Source organism: Christiangramia sp. OXR-203 (assembly GCF_034372165.1).
GTDB lineage: Bacteria > Bacteroidota > Bacteroidia > Flavobacteriales > Flavobacteriaceae > Christiangramia.
Genome location: NZ_CP139698.1, coordinates 410047 through 434230, shown reverse-complemented (window position 1 = coordinate 434230; position 24184 = coordinate 410047). Strand labels below are relative to the sequence as shown.

General features: G+C 39.5%; 18 protein-coding genes and 1 tRNA gene. 3 read left to right on the top strand and 16 right to left on the bottom strand.

Annotation, left to right across the window (positions count from 1 at the left end; genetic code table 11):
- Nucleotides 1-19: 19 nt before the first annotated feature.
- The 3 genes from T8I65_RS02010 to T8I65_RS02000 are packed head-to-tail and all read right to left on the bottom strand — an operon-like array spanning nt 20 to nt 6389.
- Nucleotides 20-3253, bottom strand: coding sequence for an efflux RND transporter permease subunit (locus T8I65_RS02010; protein WP_322301830.1), 3234 nt, complete (start codon nt 3251-3253; stop codon nt 20-22).
- Complete coding sequence (locus T8I65_RS02005) at nt 3250-4422, bottom strand: efflux RND transporter periplasmic adaptor subunit (RefSeq protein WP_322302817.1); 1173 nt, start codon at nt 4420-4422, stop codon at nt 3250-3252. Before T8I65_RS02005 ends, T8I65_RS02010 begins: the two co-directional genes overlap by 4 nt.
- Nucleotides 4423-4472: 50 nt before the next feature.
- Entirely contained in the window at nt 4473-6389 is a 1917-nt protein-coding gene (locus T8I65_RS02000; protein WP_322301829.1) for an ABC-F family ATP-binding cassette domain-containing protein, read from the bottom strand.
- 64 nt (nt 6390-6453) lie between these two features.
- On the opposite strand from T8I65_RS02000, the gene T8I65_RS01995 reads away from it, so the two are divergent.
- A complete protein-coding gene (locus T8I65_RS01995) occupies nt 6454-6840 on the top strand; it encodes a DUF983 domain-containing protein (RefSeq protein ID WP_322301828.1) in 387 nt (128 codons plus the stop codon).
- On the opposite strand, the gene T8I65_RS01990 is transcribed toward T8I65_RS01995, so the two are convergent.
- The 8 genes from T8I65_RS01990 to T8I65_RS01955 all read right to left on the bottom strand — a co-directional run bounded on the left by T8I65_RS01990 (nt 6837) and on the right by T8I65_RS01955 (nt 17543).
- Entirely contained in the window at nt 6837-7907 is a 1071-nt protein-coding gene (locus tag T8I65_RS01990; RefSeq protein WP_322301827.1) for an FAD-dependent oxidoreductase, read from the bottom strand. The two genes, T8I65_RS01995 and T8I65_RS01990, sit on opposite strands and share 4 nt — an antisense overlap.
- Nucleotides 7908-7965: 58 nt before the next feature.
- On the bottom strand, nt 7966-8859 hold the full coding sequence (gene gldN / locus T8I65_RS01985) for a gliding motility protein GldN (protein WP_322301826.1): 894 nt from the start codon (nt 8857-8859) through the stop codon (nt 7966-7968).
- Between the two features lie 12 nt (nt 8860-8871).
- Nucleotides 8872-10422 (bottom strand): gliding motility protein GldM, encoded by a 1551-nt coding sequence (gldM, locus tag T8I65_RS01980; protein ID WP_322301825.1) that lies wholly within the window; start codon nt 10420-10422, stop codon nt 8872-8874.
- Nucleotides 10423-10469: 47 nt separating this feature from the next.
- Nucleotides 10470-11117: a gliding motility protein GldL gene (gene gldL, locus T8I65_RS01975; protein WP_322301824.1), complete on the bottom strand. Its 648-nt coding sequence runs from the start codon at nt 11115-11117 to the stop codon at nt 10470-10472.
- 54 nt (nt 11118-11171) lie between these two features.
- Nucleotides 11172-12536, bottom strand: coding sequence for a gliding motility lipoprotein GldK (gene gldK, locus T8I65_RS01970; RefSeq protein WP_322301823.1), 1365 nt, complete (start codon nt 12534-12536; stop codon nt 11172-11174).
- A 117-nt stretch (nt 12537-12653) separates the two neighbouring features.
- Nucleotides 12654-13814 carry a formimidoylglutamase gene (locus T8I65_RS01965; protein WP_322301822.1) on the bottom strand — a complete coding sequence of 387 codons (1161 nt, stop codon included), beginning with the start codon at nt 13812-13814 and terminating at the stop codon, nt 12654-12656.
- Nucleotides 13815-13817: 3 nt separating this feature from the next.
- Nucleotides 13818-16382 (bottom strand): type I DNA topoisomerase, encoded by a 2565-nt coding sequence (gene topA, locus T8I65_RS01960; RefSeq protein ID WP_322301821.1) that lies wholly within the window; start codon nt 16380-16382, stop codon nt 13818-13820.
- Nucleotides 16383-16532: 150 nt separating this feature from the next.
- Nucleotides 16533-17543, bottom strand: a complete 1011-nt coding sequence (locus T8I65_RS01955; RefSeq protein WP_322301820.1) for a hypothetical protein — start codon at nt 17541-17543, stop codon at nt 16533-16535.
- 130 nt (nt 17544-17673) lie between these two features.
- Between T8I65_RS01955 and T8I65_RS01950 the strand changes: the two genes are divergently transcribed.
- Both T8I65_RS01950 and T8I65_RS01945 read left to right on the top strand, forming a co-directional pair.
- Nucleotides 17674-18408, top strand: a complete 735-nt coding sequence (locus T8I65_RS01950; protein ID WP_322301819.1) for an SDR family oxidoreductase — start codon at nt 17674-17676, stop codon at nt 18406-18408.
- Between the two features lie 30 nt (nt 18409-18438).
- A complete protein-coding gene (locus tag T8I65_RS01945) occupies nt 18439-18675 on the top strand; it encodes a hypothetical protein (protein WP_322301818.1) in 237 nt (78 codons plus the stop codon).
- A gap of 212 nt (nt 18676-18887) precedes the next feature.
- Here T8I65_RS01945 and T8I65_RS01940 read toward each other — a convergent pair whose 3' ends face one another.
- The 5 genes from T8I65_RS01940 to trxA form a co-directional block, all read right to left on the bottom strand.
- Nucleotides 18888-20885: a protein-disulfide reductase DsbD family protein gene (locus T8I65_RS01940; protein ID WP_322301817.1), complete on the bottom strand. Its 1998-nt coding sequence runs from the start codon at nt 20883-20885 to the stop codon at nt 18888-18890.
- A 282-nt stretch (nt 20886-21167) separates the two neighbouring features.
- Nucleotides 21168-22364, bottom strand: a complete 1197-nt coding sequence (locus tag T8I65_RS01935) for a GAF domain-containing sensor histidine kinase (protein ID WP_322301816.1) — start codon at nt 22362-22364, stop codon at nt 21168-21170.
- Between the two features lie 268 nt (nt 22365-22632).
- A tRNA-Asp gene (locus tag T8I65_RS01930) sits at nt 22633-22706 on the bottom strand.
- A gap of 86 nt (nt 22707-22792) precedes the next feature.
- Nucleotides 22793-23722, bottom strand: a complete 930-nt coding sequence (locus T8I65_RS01925) for a DUF58 domain-containing protein (RefSeq protein WP_322301815.1) — start codon at nt 23720-23722, stop codon at nt 22793-22795.
- 79 nt (nt 23723-23801) lie between these two features.
- Nucleotides 23802-24119 (bottom strand): thioredoxin, encoded by a 318-nt coding sequence (gene trxA / locus T8I65_RS01920; RefSeq protein WP_322301814.1) that lies wholly within the window; start codon nt 24117-24119, stop codon nt 23802-23804.
- Nucleotides 24120-24184 lie beyond the last annotated feature (65 nt).

The following is a 24184-nucleotide window of genomic DNA, read 5'->3' as shown; positions in this document are numbered from 1 at the left end:
TCTGAAGTTCAATTATCTTCTAGTAATTCTGATTCTTATTCGCCTCATCAAGCTCACTCTGGCGCTCATCTTCATCATTTTTCTCCTTGATCGCTCTCTCTACAGATTCCCGACTCACTTTATTCCCGGTTTTTAACCATTTTGCTCTGGCTTTACCTGAATTGGTAATAGAAAGCAACAATGGCAACACCAGTAAAGTTAAGAAGGTGGCAATAAAAATTCCGTAGGCGATAGAAATTGCCATAGGCTTTAAGAATTGTGCCTGTCTGCTTTTTTCTAGAAGTAAAGGTGCAATACCCGCAATGGTTGTTAGAGATGTAAGGAAAATAGCTCTAAATCGCGACTTTCCTGCTTCAATCAGTGCTTTCTCGAAGCGCATGCCTTCCCTCAGATAGGAATTGAACTTTCCAATAAGTACAAGCCCGTCATTCACCATAATTCCCACCAGTGCAATGATCCCAAGTAAAGAAAGAATATTCACAGGGAAACCATGTATATAATGCCCCCAGGCCACACCAATGATACTGAATGGAATCATAATCATCAATAATAACGGCTGGCTATAACTTCTAAACGTAAAAGCGATTACTGCATAGATTAGGAACAAAATGATAGGAAATACTTTTTCCGCAGATTTAGTCAGTTTTTCTGCTTCGCGATTCTGCCCCTCATAGGAAACAGATACACTTGGATATTTTGACAATATATCCGGAAGTACGTTTTCTCCAATATTAGCAATAGCATCGGTAGAACTGGCATCCGGATCATCCATGTCTGCCTCTACCCTAATTTCTCTGAGTCCTTCAAGGTGACTAATAGATTCTGTACCACGTCTAATTTCATAAGTGGCGATCTCACCAAATGGCACACGGTTTCCATCTGGAGTTACAATACGCATATCATCAAGATCATTGATAGATTCTCTATTCTCGCGATCATAACGAACCCAGACCCTTATTTCATCCTGCCCACGCTGAAATCGCTGTGCCTGTAACCCAAAGAATCCTGCACGCACCTGGCTCATCACCTCTCTAAGATTCAAGCCTAAAGCATAGGCATTCTCATTAAGATCTATTGTGATCTCTTTGATCCCATCGGGATCTGTATCTGTTACATCCTTTAGCGTGGAATTCTCTTCCATAGCCTCTTTAAGTTCTTCCTTGGCACGCTCAAGTTCTACAAGGTTATTTCCCAAAAGGGATACAGAAACCGGCTTTCCACCAAAGTTTCCACCGCTACCAAAGGTTAAACGCTCCACTCCGTAAACCTGTCCTACTTCATCTCGAATTGCATTGGTAATTTCGGGCGAACCAAAATCACGCTCTTCTCCTGGTAATAAATTTACTCGTAATGAAGCCTTGTTATTACCCGGTCCAACTCTACGAACAATGTTTTTAACGACCTGCTTATTTCCTGTCTGGCGTTCAGTAAAGTCTTCGTTCACTCTCCATGCAGCATCCTCGACTATCGAAATGATACTGTCTGTCTTCTTAGGGTTCGTTCCCTCTGGCATCAAGAGATCTATACTTACCCGGTCGCTGGCGATACTTGGAAATAAAGTAACGTTCACCACGCCACCCATTACAGAACCTACAGTTAGAATAAATAGTGTGATTAGGATAGAGAGACTCAAAAACCTATGTGCAACTGTAGCGCGAATAACAGGTTCGTATAGCTTGTCCCGCAGATAAGCCATCAATTGATCTCCATATTTATTGATGATCCTTAGTTTCAGAAACAACCTCGAAAGTCCTTTCTTCTTTTTCTGTTCTTCTTCAGTTTCCCGAACTAAAGCTTTCGAATGGGCAATATGCGCTGGTAATATGATCAACGCTTCTACCAGGGAAACAACCAGGGTCAAAATAACTACTGTACTAACCTCGCCAAAGAATTCTCCAATTCGGCTATCTAAGAACAGGAATGTGGAAAAGGCTAAAATCGTGGTAATGATCGCGGAAAGTATCGGTGGTAGCACTTCCATCGTTCCATCAATGGCTGCCTGTACAGGCTTTTTACCTCTTTCGTAATGCTGGTAGATATTTTCAGAAATAACAATCCCATCATCTACCAGGATCCCGATAACAATGATCATTCCGAATAATGAGAGCACATTGATAGTTACTCCAAATCCTGCGGCGAAAATAAACATACCAAGAAAGGAAATTGGAAGCCCGAAAGCTACCCAGAATGCCAGCCTTGTATTCAGAAAAAATGAGAGAAAAAGAAGCACCAGAATGATCCCGACTGCTCCATTCTCAATAAGAAGTTGTGTTCTTTGATTCAGCGTGATACTACGGTCATCTTCCACGATGATCTTTAGCGTATCATTTTTCTCGTTAAATTCTTCTACATAATTACGAACCTTTTCTGCCGCAGAAATAAGATCTTCATTATTAGTAGTAGATATGTTGACGCTTACCGCAATCTGTCCATTGATATAAGATGCATTCGGAGTTTCTGAAAACCTGTCGCGAATAGTTGCCACATCTTCCAGAGTAACCGTAGTCCCATCAGCTTGTGACTTCACTACCAGCTTGTTCAATTCTTTTCCGTAGTAGGAACGATTATCTGCCCGAATAAGGAAATCTTCTTCCTGTGTTTTAATACTACCACCTGTGGTAAGTATATTGGCCTGAGCAACCGCCTGGGCGACTTCAGTAAAAGTAATATTGAAGGCCAGCAGGTCATTTTCATCAACTGCTATTTCAATTTCTTCTTCAGGAAATCCGGACAGTTCAATTTGAGAAAGACCGTCCATTGCCCTTAGATCATATTCGATCTGCCTTCCAATTTGCTTTAAAGTTGCAAGATCTACGCCTTCACCGCTTACAAAAAAGTCAAAAGTTTCACGGATGTTTTCCTGTTTCGCCACCACCAATGGCTCCATGCCTGACGGAAAATTGGGCACTCTATCCACTGCGTTCTTCACTTCGGAAAGCATCACATCAATATCTTCATCTGAATCTATTTCCACTGTGATACTACCTCCATTCTCTCTTGAAACTGAAGTTACCCGGTCTACTCCAACCAGGCCTTTGAGATTATCTTCAATTTTAAGAACAATCCCTTCCTCAATTTCTTCAGGCGCTGCCCCGGGATATGCAACATTAATGGTAATGATCTCAGATTCGATCAATGGGAAAAAAGAAGATTGCATTCGCAACATTCCCACAACTCCAAATATCACAAATGCGATGATCATAACATTCACCGCAACGTGGTACTTTATAAAGTAACTTATGATACCTCTCATTGAACCTTGCTTTCAGAATTGGAATCAGAACTAGCTGCGGTATCTGCCGTATTATTTTCTTCAGCAATCTTTACCGGCATCCCATTATATGCTCCGGAAACCTGTCTGGTTATGATCACTTCCCCATCTGGTACACCTTTAATCACCACTTTTCGGTCTGAAAAATATACCGGCTTCACTTCGATGGTTTTTAATACGGAATCCTGAACGGTAAATATCTCATTACGATCATTCACTAAGCTTCGATCAATTTCGATCGCATTTTCTTCATTTCTTGCATCCAGATTGGCCTGCATATACATACCTTCCTTCAAACCTTGGGCAGCTACTTCGATAAAGACATTCACGGTCTGTGTAGCCTGATCTATCCTCGCATTAATCCGACTTACTTTACCTTCGTAAGATTTATTACCGCTATTATCAGTAAGACTTACTTTTTCATTAACCTGCAAGAGATCTGCGTACTGTTTTCCTATCGAAACCTGAAGTTCGTAAACCTCGGGGTCTATAAATTCTCCCAGTTTCTGCCCGTTTCGTATCAAAGTCCCCTCGGTAACCAGTGCTTCGGTTAGAACTCCGTCAAAGGGCGCAGTAATCCTGTATTTTACCAGGCGCTGCTCAAGATTTTTAATATTAAAATATGCGGAATTAATACCACGACCGCTTATAAAATAACGCTCCTTATCATTAGCTGGTTCCGGCAATGGCGGAATAGAACTATTAACATCAAGATTATTTAGATATTGTTGCCACTTCGGAAAGATCTCCGGGTAATCAAGTCTAAGATCTGGCATGATCGCCGTGATTTGATTGTAAAGTTCACTTTTGGCCGATTGTACACTTGCTTCGTATTCGGCCGCATCGATCTTCAATAGTGTCTGCCCTCTTTGGTATGCCTGTCCTGCTTTGAAATCCTGAGAACTATAGCGAAAAACACCCTGAACTTCTGCGTAGAGTTCTACCCGATCTTTGGCAACCAGGTTCCCGTTCGCGGGTATTTTGATCGCTATAGACGAATTTTTGACAGTATCAACAAATACTGTTTTTACGGTCTTCTGAATATTTGGTTTAGGCTGTTCTTTGCTGTCTATGATAGCCTTTGCCCCAAATATGGCACCTACTATGAGCACAACGCCCAGTAGAGAAAGTATGATCTTGCGTTTATCCATGGTAGTCGTTGGACTCAATTTAGTCCCGATAGTTTAATTAAATAACTGAATTAGCTGATTTCTTCCAGGCTGAATTGAATTTCTTCCCATTCCTTCATCAAATTCTCCAGTTTCTTTTTTGATTCGTTGTACTTATTTAAAAAATCTGATCTGGTGATGGTCTTCTCATAATTTTGAGCCAGCTCCTTATCTTTAGATTTAATATCTTTTTCAAGCTTAGTGATCTTTGCCTCTATTTTGCTCAATTGGTTCTTAAGCCTTTTAGCTTCTTTCTGATCTCCAAAAGAAGACTGTTTATTCTTTGTCTTATCCTGCTTGTTCTTTCTTCCTTTATCCGACTTCTCCACAGCTCTCATATCCTGCATCTTTCTTTGATCCAGATAATAATCCAGGTCTCCAAGATACTCTCTGATCTTATGATCACGAAATTCGTAAACTCTACTTGTAAGGCCTTGTAAAAAGTCCCTGTCGTGTGAAACGATGATCAGCGTACCTTCGAAATTCTTCAAGGCATCCTTCAGCACGTTTTTAGATTTTATGTCCAGGTGATTCGTAGGCTCATCCATGACCAGAACATTGAAAGGTTCCAGTAACATTTTACATAAGGCCAACCTGTTTCGTTCTCCACCGGATAGTACTTTTACTTTTTTCTCAACTTCATCTCCTCTGAAGAGAAATGCGCCAAGCATATCCCTTACTTTCGTGCGGTTCGTTTCATTGGAAGCATCTTCCATAGTTGCCAGTACGGTCTTTTCACCATCCAGATATTCGGCCTGATTCTGGGCGAAATATCCAAGTTGTACATTGTGGCCAAGTTTTAAAGTTCCTTCATGCGGTATTTCACCTATGATGATCTTTGCCAGTGTTGTTTTTCCCTGTCCATTCTGACCTACAAATGCGATCTTACTTTGCCTTTCAATAAGTAATTCCACATCCTTGAGCACCTGCTTCTCTCCGTAAAATTTCTGAAGATCCTCTGCCTCAATAACGACTTTCCCCGGGGTTACCGAAACAGGAAAATTTACGCTCATTACAGAGTTGTCATCTTCATCAACTTCAATGCGATCTATTTTATCAAGCCTTTTAATAAGTGATTGAGCCATGGAAGCCTTACTGGCCTTAGCTCTAAATTTATCGATCAGTTTTTCAGTATTCTCAATTTCCTTCTGCTGATTCTTCTGAGCTGCAAGTTGCTGCTCCCGTAATTCTTTTCTGAATTCTATAAATTCAGAATAAGGCTTTCGGTAATCATAGATGTGTCCTAAAGAAATTTCAATACTTCTATTGGTCACATTATTCAGAAACATTTTATCGTGAGATACCAGCATCACACAACCCGTATAATTATTCAGAAAAATTTCCAGCCAGATAATACTTTCGATATCAAGGTGGTTGGTAGGCTCATCCAATAGCAAAATATCGTTGCTTTGTAGAAGAAGTTTAGCCAGTTCAATACGCATTCTCCATCCTCCGGAAAAAGTTTGTGTTAGCTTTTCAAAATCTTCACGCTGGAAGCCAAGTCCCTGCAAAACCTTTTCGGTTTCACCCTCATAATTATATCCACCAATGATCTCATACTGGTGAGTGACCTCACTTAGATCTTCGATCAATTGACTATAGGAATCACTTTCGTAATCTGTTCTGGTAGCAAGTTGTTCATTAATATGCTCCATTTTCGCTTCCAGCTGCTTGATTTCTGCAAATGCCTGGTGAGCTTCATCGATCACAGTTCTCCCCTGTTCAAATTCCAGATCCTGCTTTAAAAAACCAATTCTAAGTTCTTTATCCTTAGCAATTTGCCCGGTATCATATTCCTGTTCTCCAGAAATAATCTTTAACATGGTGGATTTTCCAGCCCCGTTCTTTCCAATAAGACCTACACGATCTCCTGCACCGAGTCTAAAACTTACCTCTTTAAAGAGATATTCACCCTGGAACGATACTGATAAATTATGAATATTGAGCATTTTGTAACTATTGTAACTTTAGGATTCGTGCAAAGATGCTTAAATTTGAATTGCAAAAAAAACAATGAACATGCTTAAAGGAACTAAAGTTTATAGTATTGCCAAAGGCACCTGTCCTGTGTGTCAGGAAGAAAGCATGTATAAGGAACCAAACCCTTATAAACTTAATAGGGTATATCAAATGCACGAACGTTGTAGCAATTGCGGCACGAAGTATAAGATAGAACCATCATTCTTTTATGGCGCCATGTATGTTAGCTACGCGGTTGGTATTGCATTCGCAGTAGCAGCTTTTGTCATAGCTTACGTATTTCTAAACGCCAGTCTTCTAGCGTCTTTTTTCTCGATTGTAGGAACCCTGGTTATTCTTATGCCCGTAATCATGAGATTATCACGCAATATCTGGATAAACCTGTTTTTCAGCTATAAAAAGAATGCTGGTAAGGCCTAATTTCTTCTAAAATATCTTTTCTTAAACCTGGCAATATCAATTTCTTGCTCTAAAGTAGAGTTTTCGAGAATATGATCTGCTAATTTTGGTGCCAGATAAGGGGCTATTAGAACCCCACGACTACCAAAACCGTTGAAGCAATACATATTCTCGAATTCCGGATGTTTTCCAATTACCGGGCGTCTATCTCCCGAAGTAGGACGTATGCCGGCCACTTGATCCACTACCTCATAACTCACATTTATAACCTGTTTTAATGAAGCTTCCAATTGCTCTCTAGCTTCTGAAGTTGGTTCTGGAGTTTTATCATGATTATTATAAGTTGCCCCTACCTTATAGAGGTCATTCCCCATAGGCATTATAAAAACCGAAGCTTTAATTGCAAAATCAAGCTTAAGTTCAGGGGATTTGATAATGATATATTCACCCTTATTCCCATGTAATGGAAAATAATTGAAAAACGGATTCCTTGTTACTCCAAATCCTTCGCAGAAAATAACATATTTTGCTTGAATATCCTTATACACTATACGATTACCATCCATTTTCACAAGATCATAATCAAACTTTTCGGCTTTTAATAGCTGCTTCTTCTGAAGCTGATCTCGATAGGCCTCCAGCATAACCTCGGTATCGAGGTTTCCAGTATGCTTAACGCGTCCAAATCCATAATCTGTCTTTACTGAGGGATTAGAATTCTTTACGAGGTTTTGATCCAGATAAGGAGCGAGCAAAGGTTTGTCTGCAGCTACAAACCAGTCATTTTGCTCTTCTATTGAATAAAATCTTCTATAGATATCCCAGTGATTTATAAAATTCTGCTGTAGTTCCCGTTCCATTTCAGCATAAAATGGGATGGCAATTTCCATTTGTTCTTTAGCTTTCCATGCGGGTGTAAATCGCTTTAGAATCACTGGATTAAAAATACCTCCCGCAACGTACGACGAGATTTGAGAGCTGTTATCAAACGCGATAAAGCTGTTACCTCTAAAATTTAGTTCACGACTAATGGCCAGCCCTGCAAGCCCGGTCCCTACGATTATAAAATCTACCTTTTTATCTACCATGAGTCTAAAATAAAAAAAGCGCTCTAGGAAGAGCGCTTTTCAATATTATAAAGTAAAGTTAGTAACTCCACATATCCTGTTCAAAGTTTCGAATCTGCTCCTTGATTCTCTGAGATTCTAGCAATTGCATAAATGCATTATCTGCGATATACTCATCGATCTCACGATCACCCTGTACATTATCTTCTTTATAGATCACACCATCAAAACGCCTGGCATTCAGTAAGTGATCAAACGTAATGGTCTGTGCCGTGTTCCCTCCAGTGAATACCTGTGCATCGTGAAGAACTTCACGTGCATCTGGATACCATACCCAGAATAACTCAACAAGATCTGTTTGTCCTGAATCAATAAAGTTTACATCAGGTGCTACCGGAGCGATCCCCAGAATTCTATACTTTAATTCTGCAAGACGCTTGTCGAAATACCAGATCCCACGAATATGATATTCTACGATATCTGCAGCTCCTAGATCTCGACGATCAATGAACTGAGCATCTACTTCTTCTCCAGCATTGTACTGTTCAATCCCAAGATCTGTTGTATCAACTTTCGAAATAGTAGCGCTAATATCCTTTAAAGTACGTTTTTCAGTAAAATAAGAATCGGCATAAACATTCTGAATTTTACCTTCTTTGATCGCTGAAGTAACCACATCATACAATGACCTTCTGCTAGAACCAATGTTATTGGTGTCTATTGGATAATACAATGGGAAGTTTACTCTTTCATCCAAATCGATAATCTCCCAGGTTCCTTTTGACCATAAAATATCACGGTCACCAACGTACCCATATTCCAGAGGTTTGTCTTCCTGATCCACCATTGCCTGAGCTTGCGATTTCTTCCCGATATCTTCAGGCTTATTCGCATTCAGGATGTTTGCCTGACCGAAAGAAGAAGCACCCATCATCATCACAAATCCATAAACAAAAATTTCTTTCAAGCTCATTGTCTTCAATTTTTAGTTTGTAAGCTCAATTACGACTGGCGCAACTTTCTTAAGCTTATAACTTGAGTTCCCCTGAAGGGAAGCATTAATATCATAAATCTGAACAGATTCACCTCTACCAGCTCTTCTTAAAGCCGCTTTAGCTCTGTCATCAAGTCGGCTACCACTAACGTTTATAGTTGGCTGACCAGGTACCTTGAATTTGAATCCTGTAACATTAAGATTTAAATCAAAATCGAAATCTGGAAGATTAGCTCCAACTGTAGCGATTTCCAAAGAATTTCTCTGCATAGATACAGATCCATCTTCTCCACGAATCGTACCAACCGGTCTAGGGATATCCTTAACTCGGAAAGTCTTTCTGTCTGAAACAGTCTTACCACCTGGAAGTTCACCGCTCACGCTAATTGTAACCTCTCTGGATTGTAAAGTAGTAACATCCATCATATAACTCCCAGCGCCGCCTGAAGCTCTAAGTCCCGGAGCATTTGCACTAACGCTGCTTACACCAGGAATTGAGATGGTCATCGGGTTCTGAACTCCACGATATACCACATTCATTTTATCTGCAGAGATTACTGCTGAATTAGGTAATGGAATTACATTATAAGAATCTGATATCTCAATACTTTTTAAAGAGTCATTTTCAAGATACTGAAGTTCACCCGTGATTTTTTGCTCACCTACATTTCCTGCAGGGAATTTTAATACAACCTGTCCGGCCTGTGTATTTTCAACCTCTTTACCATTGATAGTTACCTTCTCGAATTGCAATGTATTATCAAAACGTCCAAGAACTACCTTACCGCTAAATTCTTCACCGCTAAAAAATGCCGGTTTGTCTGGAATAACGATTGCCTGGTAATTACTTAATGACACATCGCTCTGTAACTGACCAGAAAGCATTTGAGATAAAATTTCGCTTTCAGTACTTTTAATATCAGACTGGATTTGAGTCATTTTAGTTAAAGATGCGATCAGAGGGAATCCCTGGTAGTTATAATATAACCACGGTTTGGTAACACCGTCACCGTCTGTAACTTCTTTAGTAGCAAATTCTCTTCTTACATTAGCAGCAAGTTGAGGATATTTGTCTTCCAGGATTGCAGAAACCTGTTCGCGATAAGTATCGATTTGATTTACAAATTCCTCTCCAGCGGGAGAAACTCTTCCGCTCTGGAAGAACATTTCGTCTAGCTGCCCAGACTTATCCATTTCCTCATAATTCCACTTCCCATTTTCTTCCTTCTCCATTTCAGCAGTAAGATTATTCTTTACTCCTTCAATGTAATCATTGAGTTGGGCGGATAACTCGTCGATCTTATCTGCTTTTTCTTTTATTGAGGTGTATTTAGCAGGTTGTTCATCTACTTTCTCGGCAAGACCGGCCATGTATGCAGCATTTCTATTCTCTGCTGTAGCGTTTGCCGTACTCAATTTTTCATTCATCATTCCAAAAGCGGTAAGAACCTCTTTGGACATATTTAGTGCCATCATCGCGATGAAAACCAGATACATTAGGTTAATCATCTTCTGCCTTGGCGATTGTTTTCCGGATGCCATGTCTAATTAGATATTTTAATTAATAATTCGCTTAATTGAAAATTCAATTAGACTCTTGGTTTTCCATTCATAGCTGTTAGCATTCCTCCATATACATTGTTTAGAGAAGCCATATTATTTGCTAACGAATCCATTTGCGCTTTAAGTTTACCAGCGTTTTCTGCAACAGCCTGATTAACTTCGGCCTGTTTAGAAGCGGATTCAACCTGTACTTTATAAATACTATTCAAAGTTTCCATTTGAGCCGCAGCGACAGTTAATTCTTCACTGTATTTCTTTTGAGAAGCCATTGAGTCAACTGTTGGGGCAATTCCTTTTGCGGCTCCTTCAAAGTTTCTAATACTATTTCCTAAAGAAGACATTAGATCTGCATCCAATTTTGCTTCTTTCAACATGGCATCAAGTTTCTTGGACAAGGATGCTTCAGCTTCTTTCTGCTCAACAACAACAGCATCTCTTTTGGCTCCTGTTCCCCCAGCTAATTCCGGATATACTAATGACCAGTCAAGATCATCATCAATTGGTTCGAAAGCTGAATAGGCAAATACCAATGCTTCTACAATAAGACCGGCAATAAGCATTTCATTACCACCCGGCCAGTGCATAATTTTAAATAGCGCTCCTAATATAACTACAGATGCACCAAGACCATACACCATGTTGGTCACCCGTTTTGCTCCTCTTGATTTTGCCATAACTTTAAGCTTTAAATTTTCTTGTTGGTTTATTGATAGGTTGAAGTTCTAATGTTATTTACTGGATTGATTCAGCGTAACATCTGTCCCAAGATAATCCTGAACAGTTCTAAAGCCAATATAGCTTCTTGCTGAATCCATGTATTCGTAATCCCTTGAGCTCACCTGTAAGAAGTAAGCCACATCTTTCCATGATCCACCTCTTACTACCTTCCGCATATCCTGAGGATTATTCACGGTTGGGTTCATTGTAGACATATACTCGTAAGAACCGGGATCATAACTTGAATCCACCCATTCTCCTACGTTACCCGCCATGTTATATAATCCATAATCATTTGGATCATATGATTTAGCTTCAACTGTATAAAGAGCCTGATCTGCTGCGTAGTCACCTCTCAGAGGCTTAAAGTTAGCCATAAAACAACCTCGATCGTTCAGAGTATAGGGACCACCCCATGGATAAGTTCCACCTTCCAGACCTCCACGAGCAGCATATTCCCACTCACCCTCGGTTGGGAGTCTGTAAGAAGGTACATTAGCATCGCCTTTTTCTCTTCGGAAGTCATTATGATACTTTGTTCTCCATTGAGTAAATGCTCTAGCCTGCTTCCAGGAAACACCTACTACCGGATAATCATCAAATGCACTATGCCAGAAATAGTCATTGTGCATAGGCTCATTGTATGAGTAATTAAAGTCTCTTATCCAAACTGTCGTATCTGGATAAACAGAAACCTGTTCATTCTTGATATAATTACTACGGTCACCCTGCTTTTTGGCGGCAGACTGAATGTCCATGTAAGAATACTGGAATTTTAATTTTTTGACATCAATAGTTCTCTGTCCATTGTACACTTCATCCATTGGGATATACATCGAATCCATCACCTCAGCATAGTAGACATCCGGATAATCTTCAGTGTCCCAGTAGATATCAACATCCTTATTAAGCCTTCTATTCGAATAATCTTCAGATGGACCACCCTGACCGTAAGTATTCAACATATACTCTTCGTAAGGAGTCATATTCCCTTCTTCAGCGTCTACAAAGGCAAACTCACCAATACCATTATCTCCGGCAGTAGCTCCTTGCAATTCCGCCATTTTTGCAAGCTCTACTCTAACTACAGAATCTTTCACCCAATCAACAAATTGCCGATATTCAGAATTAGTGATCTCCGTCTCGTCCATATAAAATGAGCGTACAGTCACAGTTTTCGGAGGTGCATTCTTTTGTCCGGCAATATCATCATCAGATTTACCCATGACGAACGAACCACCAGGAATTAATGTCATACCATAAGGTTTCTCCGGATTCCACTTCTTTCCCTCCGCACCTACTAGCTGTCCACGATCGCCACCGCCACAGCTTGAAAGCAAGGCCAGAACAGCAATGAGCGAAATATACTTCTTCATAATTATCTTAGGTTAAGACATTTTGATTTACGGCAGTAAACCTATCTAAATATTTTCTAAAAAACAATATTTCCGATAAAAATACAGCAATTACCGATAATGCCTGACTTTAATATTTTATACTTCGTTTTTTCTTTTAGCCTTATACCACCGTTCAGGGATTACCTGATTGCAAGCTTCCAGATAATCTTCTTCACTGCAAGGTAATAACGTATGCCTTTTTAATTTATTATTGACCGAATTTAAAAAAGGAATTTCGATCCACCAGCGCCCGCTCACAGGACTCTTAAAGAATACCAGGATTTCATCATCTATTGGAACCTGATACTTAATAAAATCTTTTTTCGCTGAAATAGTATTTTCATTTGTACGGTAATTCACCCCTTCAATGAAATACCAGATGATCTGTGCTACCAACGTATCAGTGAGTTTATTCATTTCATTCTGATATTCATAAATACCAAATGAACTCACTTTATCACTAATTCCTGCATATCGTGATAAAGCACAAATTTCCCTGCCATTAAAGCCATTAGGGCTACTGAAGTAATCTGAATTCGCTGATGCAGAGTCTATAGATCTTATATCCAAACCTACGAGATTCGCATTTCGCATTATTGGTTCCATGTGACCAATATTCGAAGTCACTTCCCCCAATCTATACGCTTCAAAGAACAAACGCTCCATCAATTCTATTTCCTCCTGGGAGTTAAAATAGGTCTGATAACCAATCGTACTATAATTAAATAAATTATACGGCTTATCTACGACGATTTTTCCTACAAACGACTGATTACTAATAGGTTTATCTGCGTCACCAAGATCAAATTTGCTATCGATATTTACCAGATTCACCATTTGATCAAGATGATCATATGCACGATACTGCGCATAAATGAGATCCTGACTTCCACCTAAAATCACGGGAATTATATCCTGCTTAATTAGTTCTGCACACAGGTTTGAAACTGCATAATAGGTATCTTCAACTGAATCTCCAGCCTGAATGTCTCCCAGATCTGCCAGGTTCAAACGCCAATTTCCAGGATATAAACTATATAACTGACTGCGTAAACTCTCAAAGTCGGGTGTTGAATCTTCTCTAACAGCCCGGCGATTCTCTCTTACTCCGAATATGGCTACACTAACCTTATCAAGATCTGGTAAACCCTGTTCAGAGGTATGGAGTTTTAATTGAGCACCTATGGTTTGCGCATTCAGGTGAGTGATCTCATCCAGTAAAAATTCTGATACAGGACTAAGAAAATCGAACTCCATATATTATTTCTTTTTGGGTGATGTTTTTTTAGTTGTTTTCTTGGTCGTGGTTTTTTTGGCAGTCGTCTTCCTGGTCGCAGCTTTCTTCTTGGCCGGCTTTTTCTTAACAGCCTTTTTCTTGGTCTTACCGCTTTTCTCCAGAATATCCTGCACCTCTTCCAGGGTTAATTCCTGGGCATTGGTAGTTTTAGGCAGCTCAACCTTCGCTTTGCCTTTGATGACATTAAACCTTCCCCAACGAGCTTTTTCCACACGAATTCCTTCATCTTCCCAGTGGTGTATCAACTTATCTTTTTCCTTCTGAATCTTATCATCGATCAATTGTTCGATATCTTTATCTGAAAGGTTATCAAAGTCATACTTCTTGTTCACATTAATGAACATTCCATTCCACTTTAAATAGGGTCCGAATCTACCAACTCCTTTTTGAACCGGATGATCCTTATATTCATAAATAGGAGCATCTGCCTTTTCCTTCTCTTTGATAAGCTCCATAGCTCTGTCAAACTCGACATTTAAAGGATCTTCTCCTTTTTCAAGAGAAACAAAGGTTTTACCGAAGCGTACATAAGGTCCATAACGTCCATTATTCACCTCTACACTTTCGCCTTTATACTCACCAAGTGTTTTTGGTAATTGAAACAGGTCCATTGCCTGCTCATAAGTTAGCGTTTCCATACTCTGGTCCGGGCTCAAACTGGCGAAACGAGGCTTTTCCTCATCTTCCACACTTCCAATCTGCACCATAGGTCCGAATTTACCAAGGCGCACACTTACAGGTTTACCGCTTTCAGGATCTTCACCCAGAATTCTTTCCCCAACTTCTCTTTCGGCATTTTGTGCAACATCCTGAACATGAGGATGGAAATCTTTATAGAAGTTCTTCATCATGGACTTCCACTCTTCATTTCCTTCAGCAATATTATCAAAACTCTCTTCTACTCTAGCGGTGAAATTATAATCCAGAATATTAGAAAAATGATTCACTAAAAAATCATTTACGACCATCCCGGTTGCAGTAGGAACAAGTTTTCCTTTATCACTACCTACGGTTTCGGTTAATTTCTCTTCCTTAACCTTTTGATTCTTCAGAGTGAATTGCAAATATTCTCTTTCGGTTCCATCTACAGAACCTTTTTCAATATAATTCCTGGACTGAACGGTTGAAATCGTTGGCGCATAAGTAGAAGGTCTACCAATACCAAGTTCTTCCAGTTTTTTAACCAGCGAAGCTTCCGTATAACGATAAGGAGGTCTGGTAAATCTTTCGGTCGCAGTGATATATTCGTTGTTTAAAGCCTGTGAAACCTTTAAAGCCGGTAACATTCCGCTTTGTTCTTCATCCTCATCATCGCTACCTTCCAGGTAAACTTTCAGGAATCCGTCGAATTTTAAAACCTCTCCATTGGCTGAAAACTGATTATCGTGCTTATCTGCCTCAATCTTCACATTGGTTCTTTCCAGCTGTGCATCGCTCATTTGTGACGCAATCGCTCTTTTCCAGATCAGCTCATATAATCTTTGCTGATCACGATCCCCGGAAATTGTATGTTTTTTGAAGCTTGTAGGACGAATGGCTTCGTGAGCTTCCTGAGCTCCCTTGGATTTGCCCTTAAACTGTCTTGCCTTGGCGTACTTATCTCCGTAAGCCTTTTCAATTTCTTCTTTAGCTCCCTTTCTGGCTTCTTCGGAAAGGTTTACAGAATCTGTTCTCATATAAGTAATATGACCGGCTTCGTATAAACGCTGCGCCATGGTCATGGTCTTACTTACTGAAAAATATAGTTTTCTTGCAGCCTCCTGTTGCAATGTTGATGTTGTAAATGGAGGCGCAGGAGTTTTCTTGGCTGGTTTCGTAGTAAGGTCTGAAACCTTAAAACTTGCACCTAGATTATCCTTCAGAAATTGTTCTGCCTCTTCTTTTGTATCGAAGTTCTTCGGAATCTTAGCCTTAAAGGACTTTCCTTCTTCCGTAGAAAATTCAGCATCAATTCTATAAGATGCCTGTGCGGTAAAATCCTGAATTTCTCTTTCACGCTCTACGATCAATCTTACTGCTACAGATTGTACTCGACCAGCCGAAAGGCCACCTTTTACTTTTCTCCAGAGTACTGGTGAAAGTTCATAACCTACCAGTCTGTCCAAAACTCTACGAGCCTGCTGAGCGTTCACCAGGTTATAATCTATTTTCCTGGGATTATCGATCGCCTTCAGGATCGCCGACTTGGTGATCTCATGAAATACGATTCTTTTAGTTTTATCGTCTTCCAGCTTGAGCTCCTCTGCAAGGTGCCAGGCAATTGCCTCTCCTTCCCGATCCTCATCACTTGCTAACCATACCATTTCAGCAGTTTTAGCAAGACTCTTAAGCTTTTTTACGACATCCTTCTTATCTTTAGATACAATGTATTTAGGTGTAAAATCTCCTTCGGTATCAACCCCTATTTCCTTAGTAGGCAAATCGGCGATATGCCCAAAACTGGAGGCAACTTTATAATCGCTTCCTAGAAACTTTTCAATGGTTTTAGCCTTAGCAGGAGACTCAACAATCACTAAATTCTTAGCCATAAATCTGTTGGTTTGTAGTTGCAAAAGTATATCAATTTTTTTATCTGCCATCAAACTTCAATTAAAACGGACAGAAGGCCCGCTTAAATCACCAGCGATAAAGGGCAATTGAAATACTTATTTTTTTTCTGAAGGGATCTTCAGCAAAGATTATTCTGTGTGGAAAAATACAGAAGAAACACCTGGCATATCGTATTGCAGGTCTGGTGATATATTTCCTGAAACTGAAGTCGCATCGTTGAAAGCAAGGATCTTACCACCATTATTTGCAGCTTCAGCAACAAATATCACGTTGTAAGCGCTATTGTACACCACATTAACAGGATTACCCAGCAATGTATTATCTCCAGAGATCCGGAATTGCTCCTCAAGAGCCACAAAACCATTTTGAGCAGCATTAAATTTTTCTTCAAAATTCTGAATAATATGCAATCCTCCATCTGTAGCAGATTCAGCTTCCCCAATATCTGAGAGCACCATGATACCATTCTCGAAGTCCAGACCGTGAGTTCGAAGCAGGCCTTGGAATGCCACCTGCTTATTGGCAGTCGCCGGCACATTCGTAGCATAAGTAGCAGCAAAATCCCTGTAAACAGCAATTTTGTTGGTTTCATCCACCGCTGCATAAAGATCGTTCCCTATAAACTCCAGACCCCAGAGCTTAAATTTCGTGGTTACAACATTCCGCAGTTTAAAGGAGTTTTCTTCCCGTACATAAATGAATAAACGACCTTCTGGTGTAGTTTCATCAAGATCCAGATCTGTATTATCTGAAACCACATAAATATCACCCTGAACTGCAAGATCCCTCCCACTCTGGTAATGAATGTTCCCGAGAATATCGGCATCAAGTTCAACCTCGACACTATTTGCATAATCGGTTATGTTATGATAAGATTCCAGTCTACCAGGAATTCTGGACACGACCGTAAAACCATTATCGGCAGGATTATAATATATCCCTTCAGCATCTGAAGAATTTAGTTTGAAAGTACTGGAAGTCGCATTATTGATATCATACTTCCTGACTTCCCCGTTATGGTTCGTGGCCAGCACCCAGGCGGTTGCCGAAGTCTGCACGCTCTGGTTGCCATCATCATCACTGCTGCATGCTGCAAGTAGAAAAATCGGAATAAATAATAGGTAAAGGTGCTTCGTCAAATCCTGAAAATTTTCTACGAAGATAGAATGAATCTTATTTCAGAAAAGTCCGAATTCGTTAAATATGTGTTATTTGAATCTATTTTAACGCAGAAAACGCTGGTAAATAGACATCTTACTCAAAATGAAAATGATGAATGAAAAGGATCGAGTAGCAGTTATCACGGGAGCCAGTAGCGGAATTGGCAAAGCGATCGCGATAAAATTATCTAATAAAAATTTCACCGTAGTGCTTGCGAGCAGAAGTGTTCTTGAAATGGAAAAAATTCAGCAGGAACTGCCAGGTGAATCTATGGTAGTGGAACTGGATGTCACCAGCACAGAAAGTGTCACCAAGGCATTTGGTAAAGTTGACGAAAAATATGGCCGAATAGATATTCTGGTTAATTCTGCAGGGATTATGCCACTCACCTACTTAAAGAACCGACATCTGGATGAATGGTTGTCTACTATAGAGGTGAATGTTCAGGGTACACTTAGATGTATTTACTCTGTTCTACCACTTATGAAAAAACAGGAAGATGGTCATATTATAAATATCGCCAGTGTGGATGGAAAGGAAATTTTTGCCGGTGGTGCCGTCTATGGAGCGTCTAAAGCTGCGATCATCGAACTCAGTAAGGCAATGAGAATGGAACTTTCTCCCGAATTCAATATTCGGGTTACTGCGGTCGAACCGGGTACTGTGGACACCAACTTAAGAGATGGAATTACAGATACTGAATTACTGGAAGATAAGGACTACGGAGGTGATGAACCCATGCTCGATCCTGCTAGCATAGCAAATGCAGTATATTACGCGGTTTCACAACCAGCTTCTGTAAATGTGAATGAGCTTTTAGTGAAACCAACCGGAAAAGCATAGAATTAATAAAAATCAATTAAAATAGAAATTATGGGTATTGGACATATAATGAAATTAGGAACTAAATTTTTAGTCAGAGGAATTATTTATAAATCTGGTAAGAAAGCCGCAATCAAAGGAGGAAAATTAGGTATCGGAGTATTTTCTGTTCTTTATGCCGGCTACCTGGCGTACACACTTCATAACCTTCGGAAAGAAAGCATAGAAGAACAAAAAAAATTAGGTGTAGATAGAGGTTGGGATCGTGAAACTGTAAAAGAAAACTAGGTCTAATCCACCTTAATTAAACAATACGCAGATCAATTATAGAAATTTCAGTATTCAATTTTATGTATATAAAGTTTAATACTGAAATTTTACTATATAGTATTTTGAACTACAAAAATCCTTGCTTTCAATTTCTGTCATAAAGCGCTTGACTCTCTACGGAAGAAACCAGGTTCAATTTCAGGTTTAAAAACCTTGAACGAAACTATAGCTTACTGAAAAATAGATGAAGAGTTTTCATTCAAATTATCCACTGATTCATCATCATAGAAATTATTCACCCCATTCTTTAGCCACTGTAAATATTTATCAGCATCTGGTTCGTAAGCAATGGGATCATTTAATTTATTGCCTTCATTGTCAAGTAATACATAATATGGTTGCGCATTTGCCTTATAGTTTGTGATCTGGAAATCACTCCATTTATTTCCTATGGTTTCAATTTCCTTACCAGTAGCTTCAGAAACATATTGTTCATGCTCAGGAAGATCCCTTTGATCATCTACATAAAGAGAAATCAATACGATATCGTTCTTAAGTAAATTCAACACTTCATCTTCGCTCCACACTCTTTCTTCCATCTTTCTACAATTTACACAAGCATGCCCTGTAAAATCAAGAAGCACTGGTAAATTCTGCTTTTCTGCATACGCCATTCCCTGTTCATAATCATGGAAGCTAACCAGATCATGAGGTCCATAATCAGCTCCTTCAGGAAGGTTGGAGTTAACGTTCGAATTAAGTCCTCCGGAACTTCCTATACCATCCGGTGATTCACTGTATTGCAATGGCGGAGGAAAACCACTAATGATCTTTAAAGGTGCTCCCCATAAGCCAGGGATCAAATAAATGGTAAATGTTAGAACTATAATTCCTAATAATAATCTTCCAACAGATATAAATTCGAGTGGAGAATCATGTGGTAAACGTAATTTTCCGAAGAGATACAAAGCAAGTACAGCAAAGATCGCTATCCAAATGGCCAGGAACACCTCTCTTTCGAGAAAATGCAACTGCAAGACCAGATCTGCATTCGAAAGAAATTTAAATGCCAGTGCCAATTCAAGGAATCCCAATACTACCTTGACCGTATTTAACCAACCACCAGATTTGGGCAAGCTGTTCATCCAGCCCGGGAAGGCCGCGAACAAAGCAAATGGAAGGGCGATTGCCAGTGAAAATCCGAGCATCCCTATAATTGGTGCAATACCTCCTTTTGAAGCCGCTTCCACCAGCAAAGTTCCCACAATTGGCCCAGTACATGAAAATGAAACGATCGCTAAGGCCAGCGCCATAAAAAATATTCCAACTAATCCACCTCTATCTGCTTTTGAGTCGATCCTTGTTCCCCAACTACTTGGCAGTACGATCTCAAAAGCTCCCATAAAGGACATTGCGAAAACCACAAGAAGTATAAAAAATATCATGTTAAACCACACATTGGTGGATAAAGCATTCAGACTATCAGCTCCAAAGATGAGGGTGACCAATGAGCCTAGAAGTACATAGATAACAACGATGGAAATTCCGTAGAAAATAGCATTTCTTATTCCAGCTGCACGTGATTTCGACTGCTTGGTGAAAAAGCTTACTGTCATAGGAATCATTGGGAAAACGCATGGTGTAAGCAGAGCTGCAAATCCTGATAGGAAAGCTATAATAAATATTCCCCAGAAAGAACGTTTTTCTTCAGCATCAAGATTATCTGTTTCTTCAAGGTCAAGCTTTGTCGGATTAGCGCCTTCCTTTAGCTGAAAAGTAAATTTTTTCGAGTCAAATATACAGGCTTCATCATCGCAGGCCTGGTATTCGATCCTGGCAATTATAGTGGATAAGGTGGTATCGATAACCCGTACACGCTGAGTAAATGTTGCTTCGTCCAGAAAATAGCTGAGATCTGTTTCAAATACCTTGTCAAATTCAGTAATTGACTCACTCTCTTTGGTTTCCTCTACTAGTTCATAGGCAGCATTTTGGTCTTCGAAGGTAAACACCGTAGAATTTACAGCTCCTTCAGGCTGAGTTTGTGAGTATAAATGCCACTTATTTTGAATGCTGGCTTCAAATATAAGATCGTATTCGTTCTCTGAAACTTTTTCAACTTCAGAAGTCCATTTTACCGGATCCTGGATTTGAGCGGTCGCGCCAATGGTAAATAATAAACAGAATAGAAACAGACCTTTTTTAAAATGTCCTAAAGAAATATGCATATAAACTGCGCCTTTAAATGAATTTGAACGGCTTCAAAAATAAGGAAATTAACCTGATTTAAGCCTGTGGAAAATCAGCATTCTTAATGATCAAAACAACCATCTCGTTCTTTGCTGAATAATTAACTGAGTCGAATAAATCAGTTAACACTAACCGACCATTTAAAAATAAGTGTCGTTTAAAGTAAGGACTAAAATCAAAGAATAATTAATAGAAATAAGGGAACTATTTAAAATTAAATAGGCAGTACATCATACAAGGAATTATAGTATTTCTCCTCATTAAGCTATAGGGATCAGAATACTTATTTTTGTGCCTTTATCTATTTCTGAAGAGATTTTCATAGTACCTCCAAGTTCTTGCACTAGTTCATTCACCAGTTTTAAACCAAGTCCGAAACCTTTTTCCCCACCTGTTCCCTGGGATAATTCTGAAACATCTTCGAAATAGTTCTCCAGCGCCGCACTGCTAATGCCAACGCCGTTATCCTGTACAATTACATCCAGTTGTTTACCAATTTGGGTGTTTATGATATCCATATGCACCTCTATATTTCCTCCAGAGGGAGTGAATTTGATCGAGTTGGAAATCAGGTTACCAAAAATAGAGAGAACACGTCTTCGACTAAACTTGAGCTGATCTTTGTCGCGATTAGCAAATACACTGAAACTAAGATTCTTGGATTTCGCCGGCAAATCATATAGCTGGATCAACCGTTCCTGGAGATCTGCCATATTAATTCTCCTGCTCGACTGAATTTCATTTTCTCTCCCGCTATTCAAAATTTCATCGGTCAATTCAATGATGCTATTTCCTGAATTTTTAATGAGAGAGAAGTATTCCCTCATTTCATCTGCGGAAAGATCTTCTTCTTCCACAGATTCGGCAAGACCCGCGATTCCATGAACCGGTCCTCTAACATCGTGCGCAATCTGGTTCTTGATTCGAACAGTTTCAGAAAGTGTATATAAAGTTTCATTCAACTTCTTTCTATGTTCCAGCTTAAATACAATTTCCTGAGCTATCACAGCCAGTGCCTTTTTTTTATCTAATCCTATATCTTGCTGCTGGGTGTCGAGCATACATAACGAACCAACATTCTCACCAGAACTTAACGTAAGCGGCATTCCCAGGTAATAGCGGTAAGCTTCCGCTCCAACAACATAGGCTTTATCCTTAAACCTGTCATCCAGATCAAGCCTCTGCACTTCCATAAAACTATTAGATCTTATGGTATGGGCACAAATGGAGTTTTCTTTTGCAATACGCTTAGGCTCGTCCTCAACAGCTGAGAGTGTCCATTGCGAATAGTTATCTATAAGATTTACCACAGAGACCTCAGTGCCGGCGATATGCCCGGCGAGTTCCATCAAGCTTTTAAATTGCTCTCTTAACTCATAAAGATCAAGATCGAACTCACTTAATTTTTTTATTCTGAGGTATTCCTTCTGAAGACTCTCTGCTTTCGTTATTCTCATAGCCAGATTTTCGGCTGCGAAGATAGATGAATCTTAAAGACTATATAGTTAGAATCACTAAACAAGATGAAGTACAATCATTCCCAAAAACAAAAAAGCCTTCTCCCACCAAGTGGAAAAAAGCTTTTCATTGGTTAACCGCAAATCCACACAACAAGGATTATAGGGCGGTTAACTACACATTCCCCTTTCAGGGAACAAAAACAACACAACTAATCTTTAGCGCCAAAAAAAGCCCCCCGTATAGAGGAGCTTTTTTGCAACTTTGCGGTCTGGACGAGACTCGAACTCGCGACCCCCTGCGTGACAGGCAGGTATTCTAACCAACTGAACTACCAGACCGTTGCGTTATTGCGAGGGCAAATATACGTCCCTTTTTAGATTGAGCAAACGTTTTTTTAAGTTTTTTAAAAATAATATTTCATGATCTATCCAAACTTTTGTTTCTCAAGTAAATAGGTCGTCAAAATATTTTCAAAATTTTTATTGATATCTGCAGCTACATAGGTAATCCGGTACTTGGCACATTGCAATTTTAAATTTTCGAGGTACTTTTTAACCTCTTCGCGGTAGGTATTTCTAATATTTTCAGAATAAAGATCTATTTCAGCACCCGTTTCCACATCCGTGAATCTACGCGGACTGTTCTCAAAATCGAATTCAAGTTCCTTTTTTTGATCCATTACATGAAATAGAACGATCTCATGTTTGTTGTATTTTAAGTGTCTTAGAGCTTCGAACAGCTTCTCCTCATAAGTATCTTCCTGAAACATATCTGTAAATAGAAAAATGAGACTTCTACGCTTTAGCTTCTCTGCAATTTGATGTAGGTAGGTATAGGTATCAGTAGAACTTCGAACCTTATCAGATTTTAGAATCTCATCAAACTTGTTTAACAACATATGATGATGTCGCTCCCCAGATCTTTCCGGAGCGTAGAATTCAAACTCATCGCTGTAAATACTCACTCCAATAGCATCACGCTGTCTTTTCAGAATCTCCATAAGACATGCGGAGGCAAGTACAGAGAATCCAATCTTATTCAGGTGCTGCCTGTCCTGCTTTTCGATCTTAGGATAATGCATGGAAGCAGAGTTGTCGATTATAAGATGACAACGCAGGTTTGTTTCCTCTTCATATCGCCGCGTATACAGTTTTTCAGACTTCGCAAACAACTTCCAGTCTATATGCCGGGTACTCTCCCCATTATTATAAATCTTATGTTCGGCAAACTCTGCTGAAAAACCATGAAACGGACTTTTATGCATTCCCGATATATAACCTTCAACCACTTGTCTGGCTAAAAGGTCGAGATTTATAAAACCTCCGGTATTGTGCAGCTCCTTCTCTATTTTCATTTCAGACTGAAATTAGGTAGTTTTTTTCAATAAAAAAAGCCCCGCTATTGCGAGGCTTGAATATATTGATCATTGTTTATTACAATAACTGGTCGATAGCATCAGCATAAGTCTGCTTTGGAGCAACACCTACCTGGCGACCTACAACTTCTCCGTTTTGAAATACAAGAACAGTTGGGATGTTACGAACACCATATTTTGCAGCAAATTCCTGATTTGCATCTACATCAAGCTTACCAACAACTGCTTTTCCATCATATTCAGTGCTTATCTCATCAATGATTGGTCCTACCATTCTACAAGGTCCACACCATGCAGCCCAGAAGTCCACCATTACCGGCTTATCACTCTTTAATACTTGTTCTTCGAAATTCGCGTCGGTTATTTCAATAGCCATAATATCTGTAATTTTATTTGTTTAACATTCGATTCGTAAAAGTAGTCAATAATATAAAGAATCCT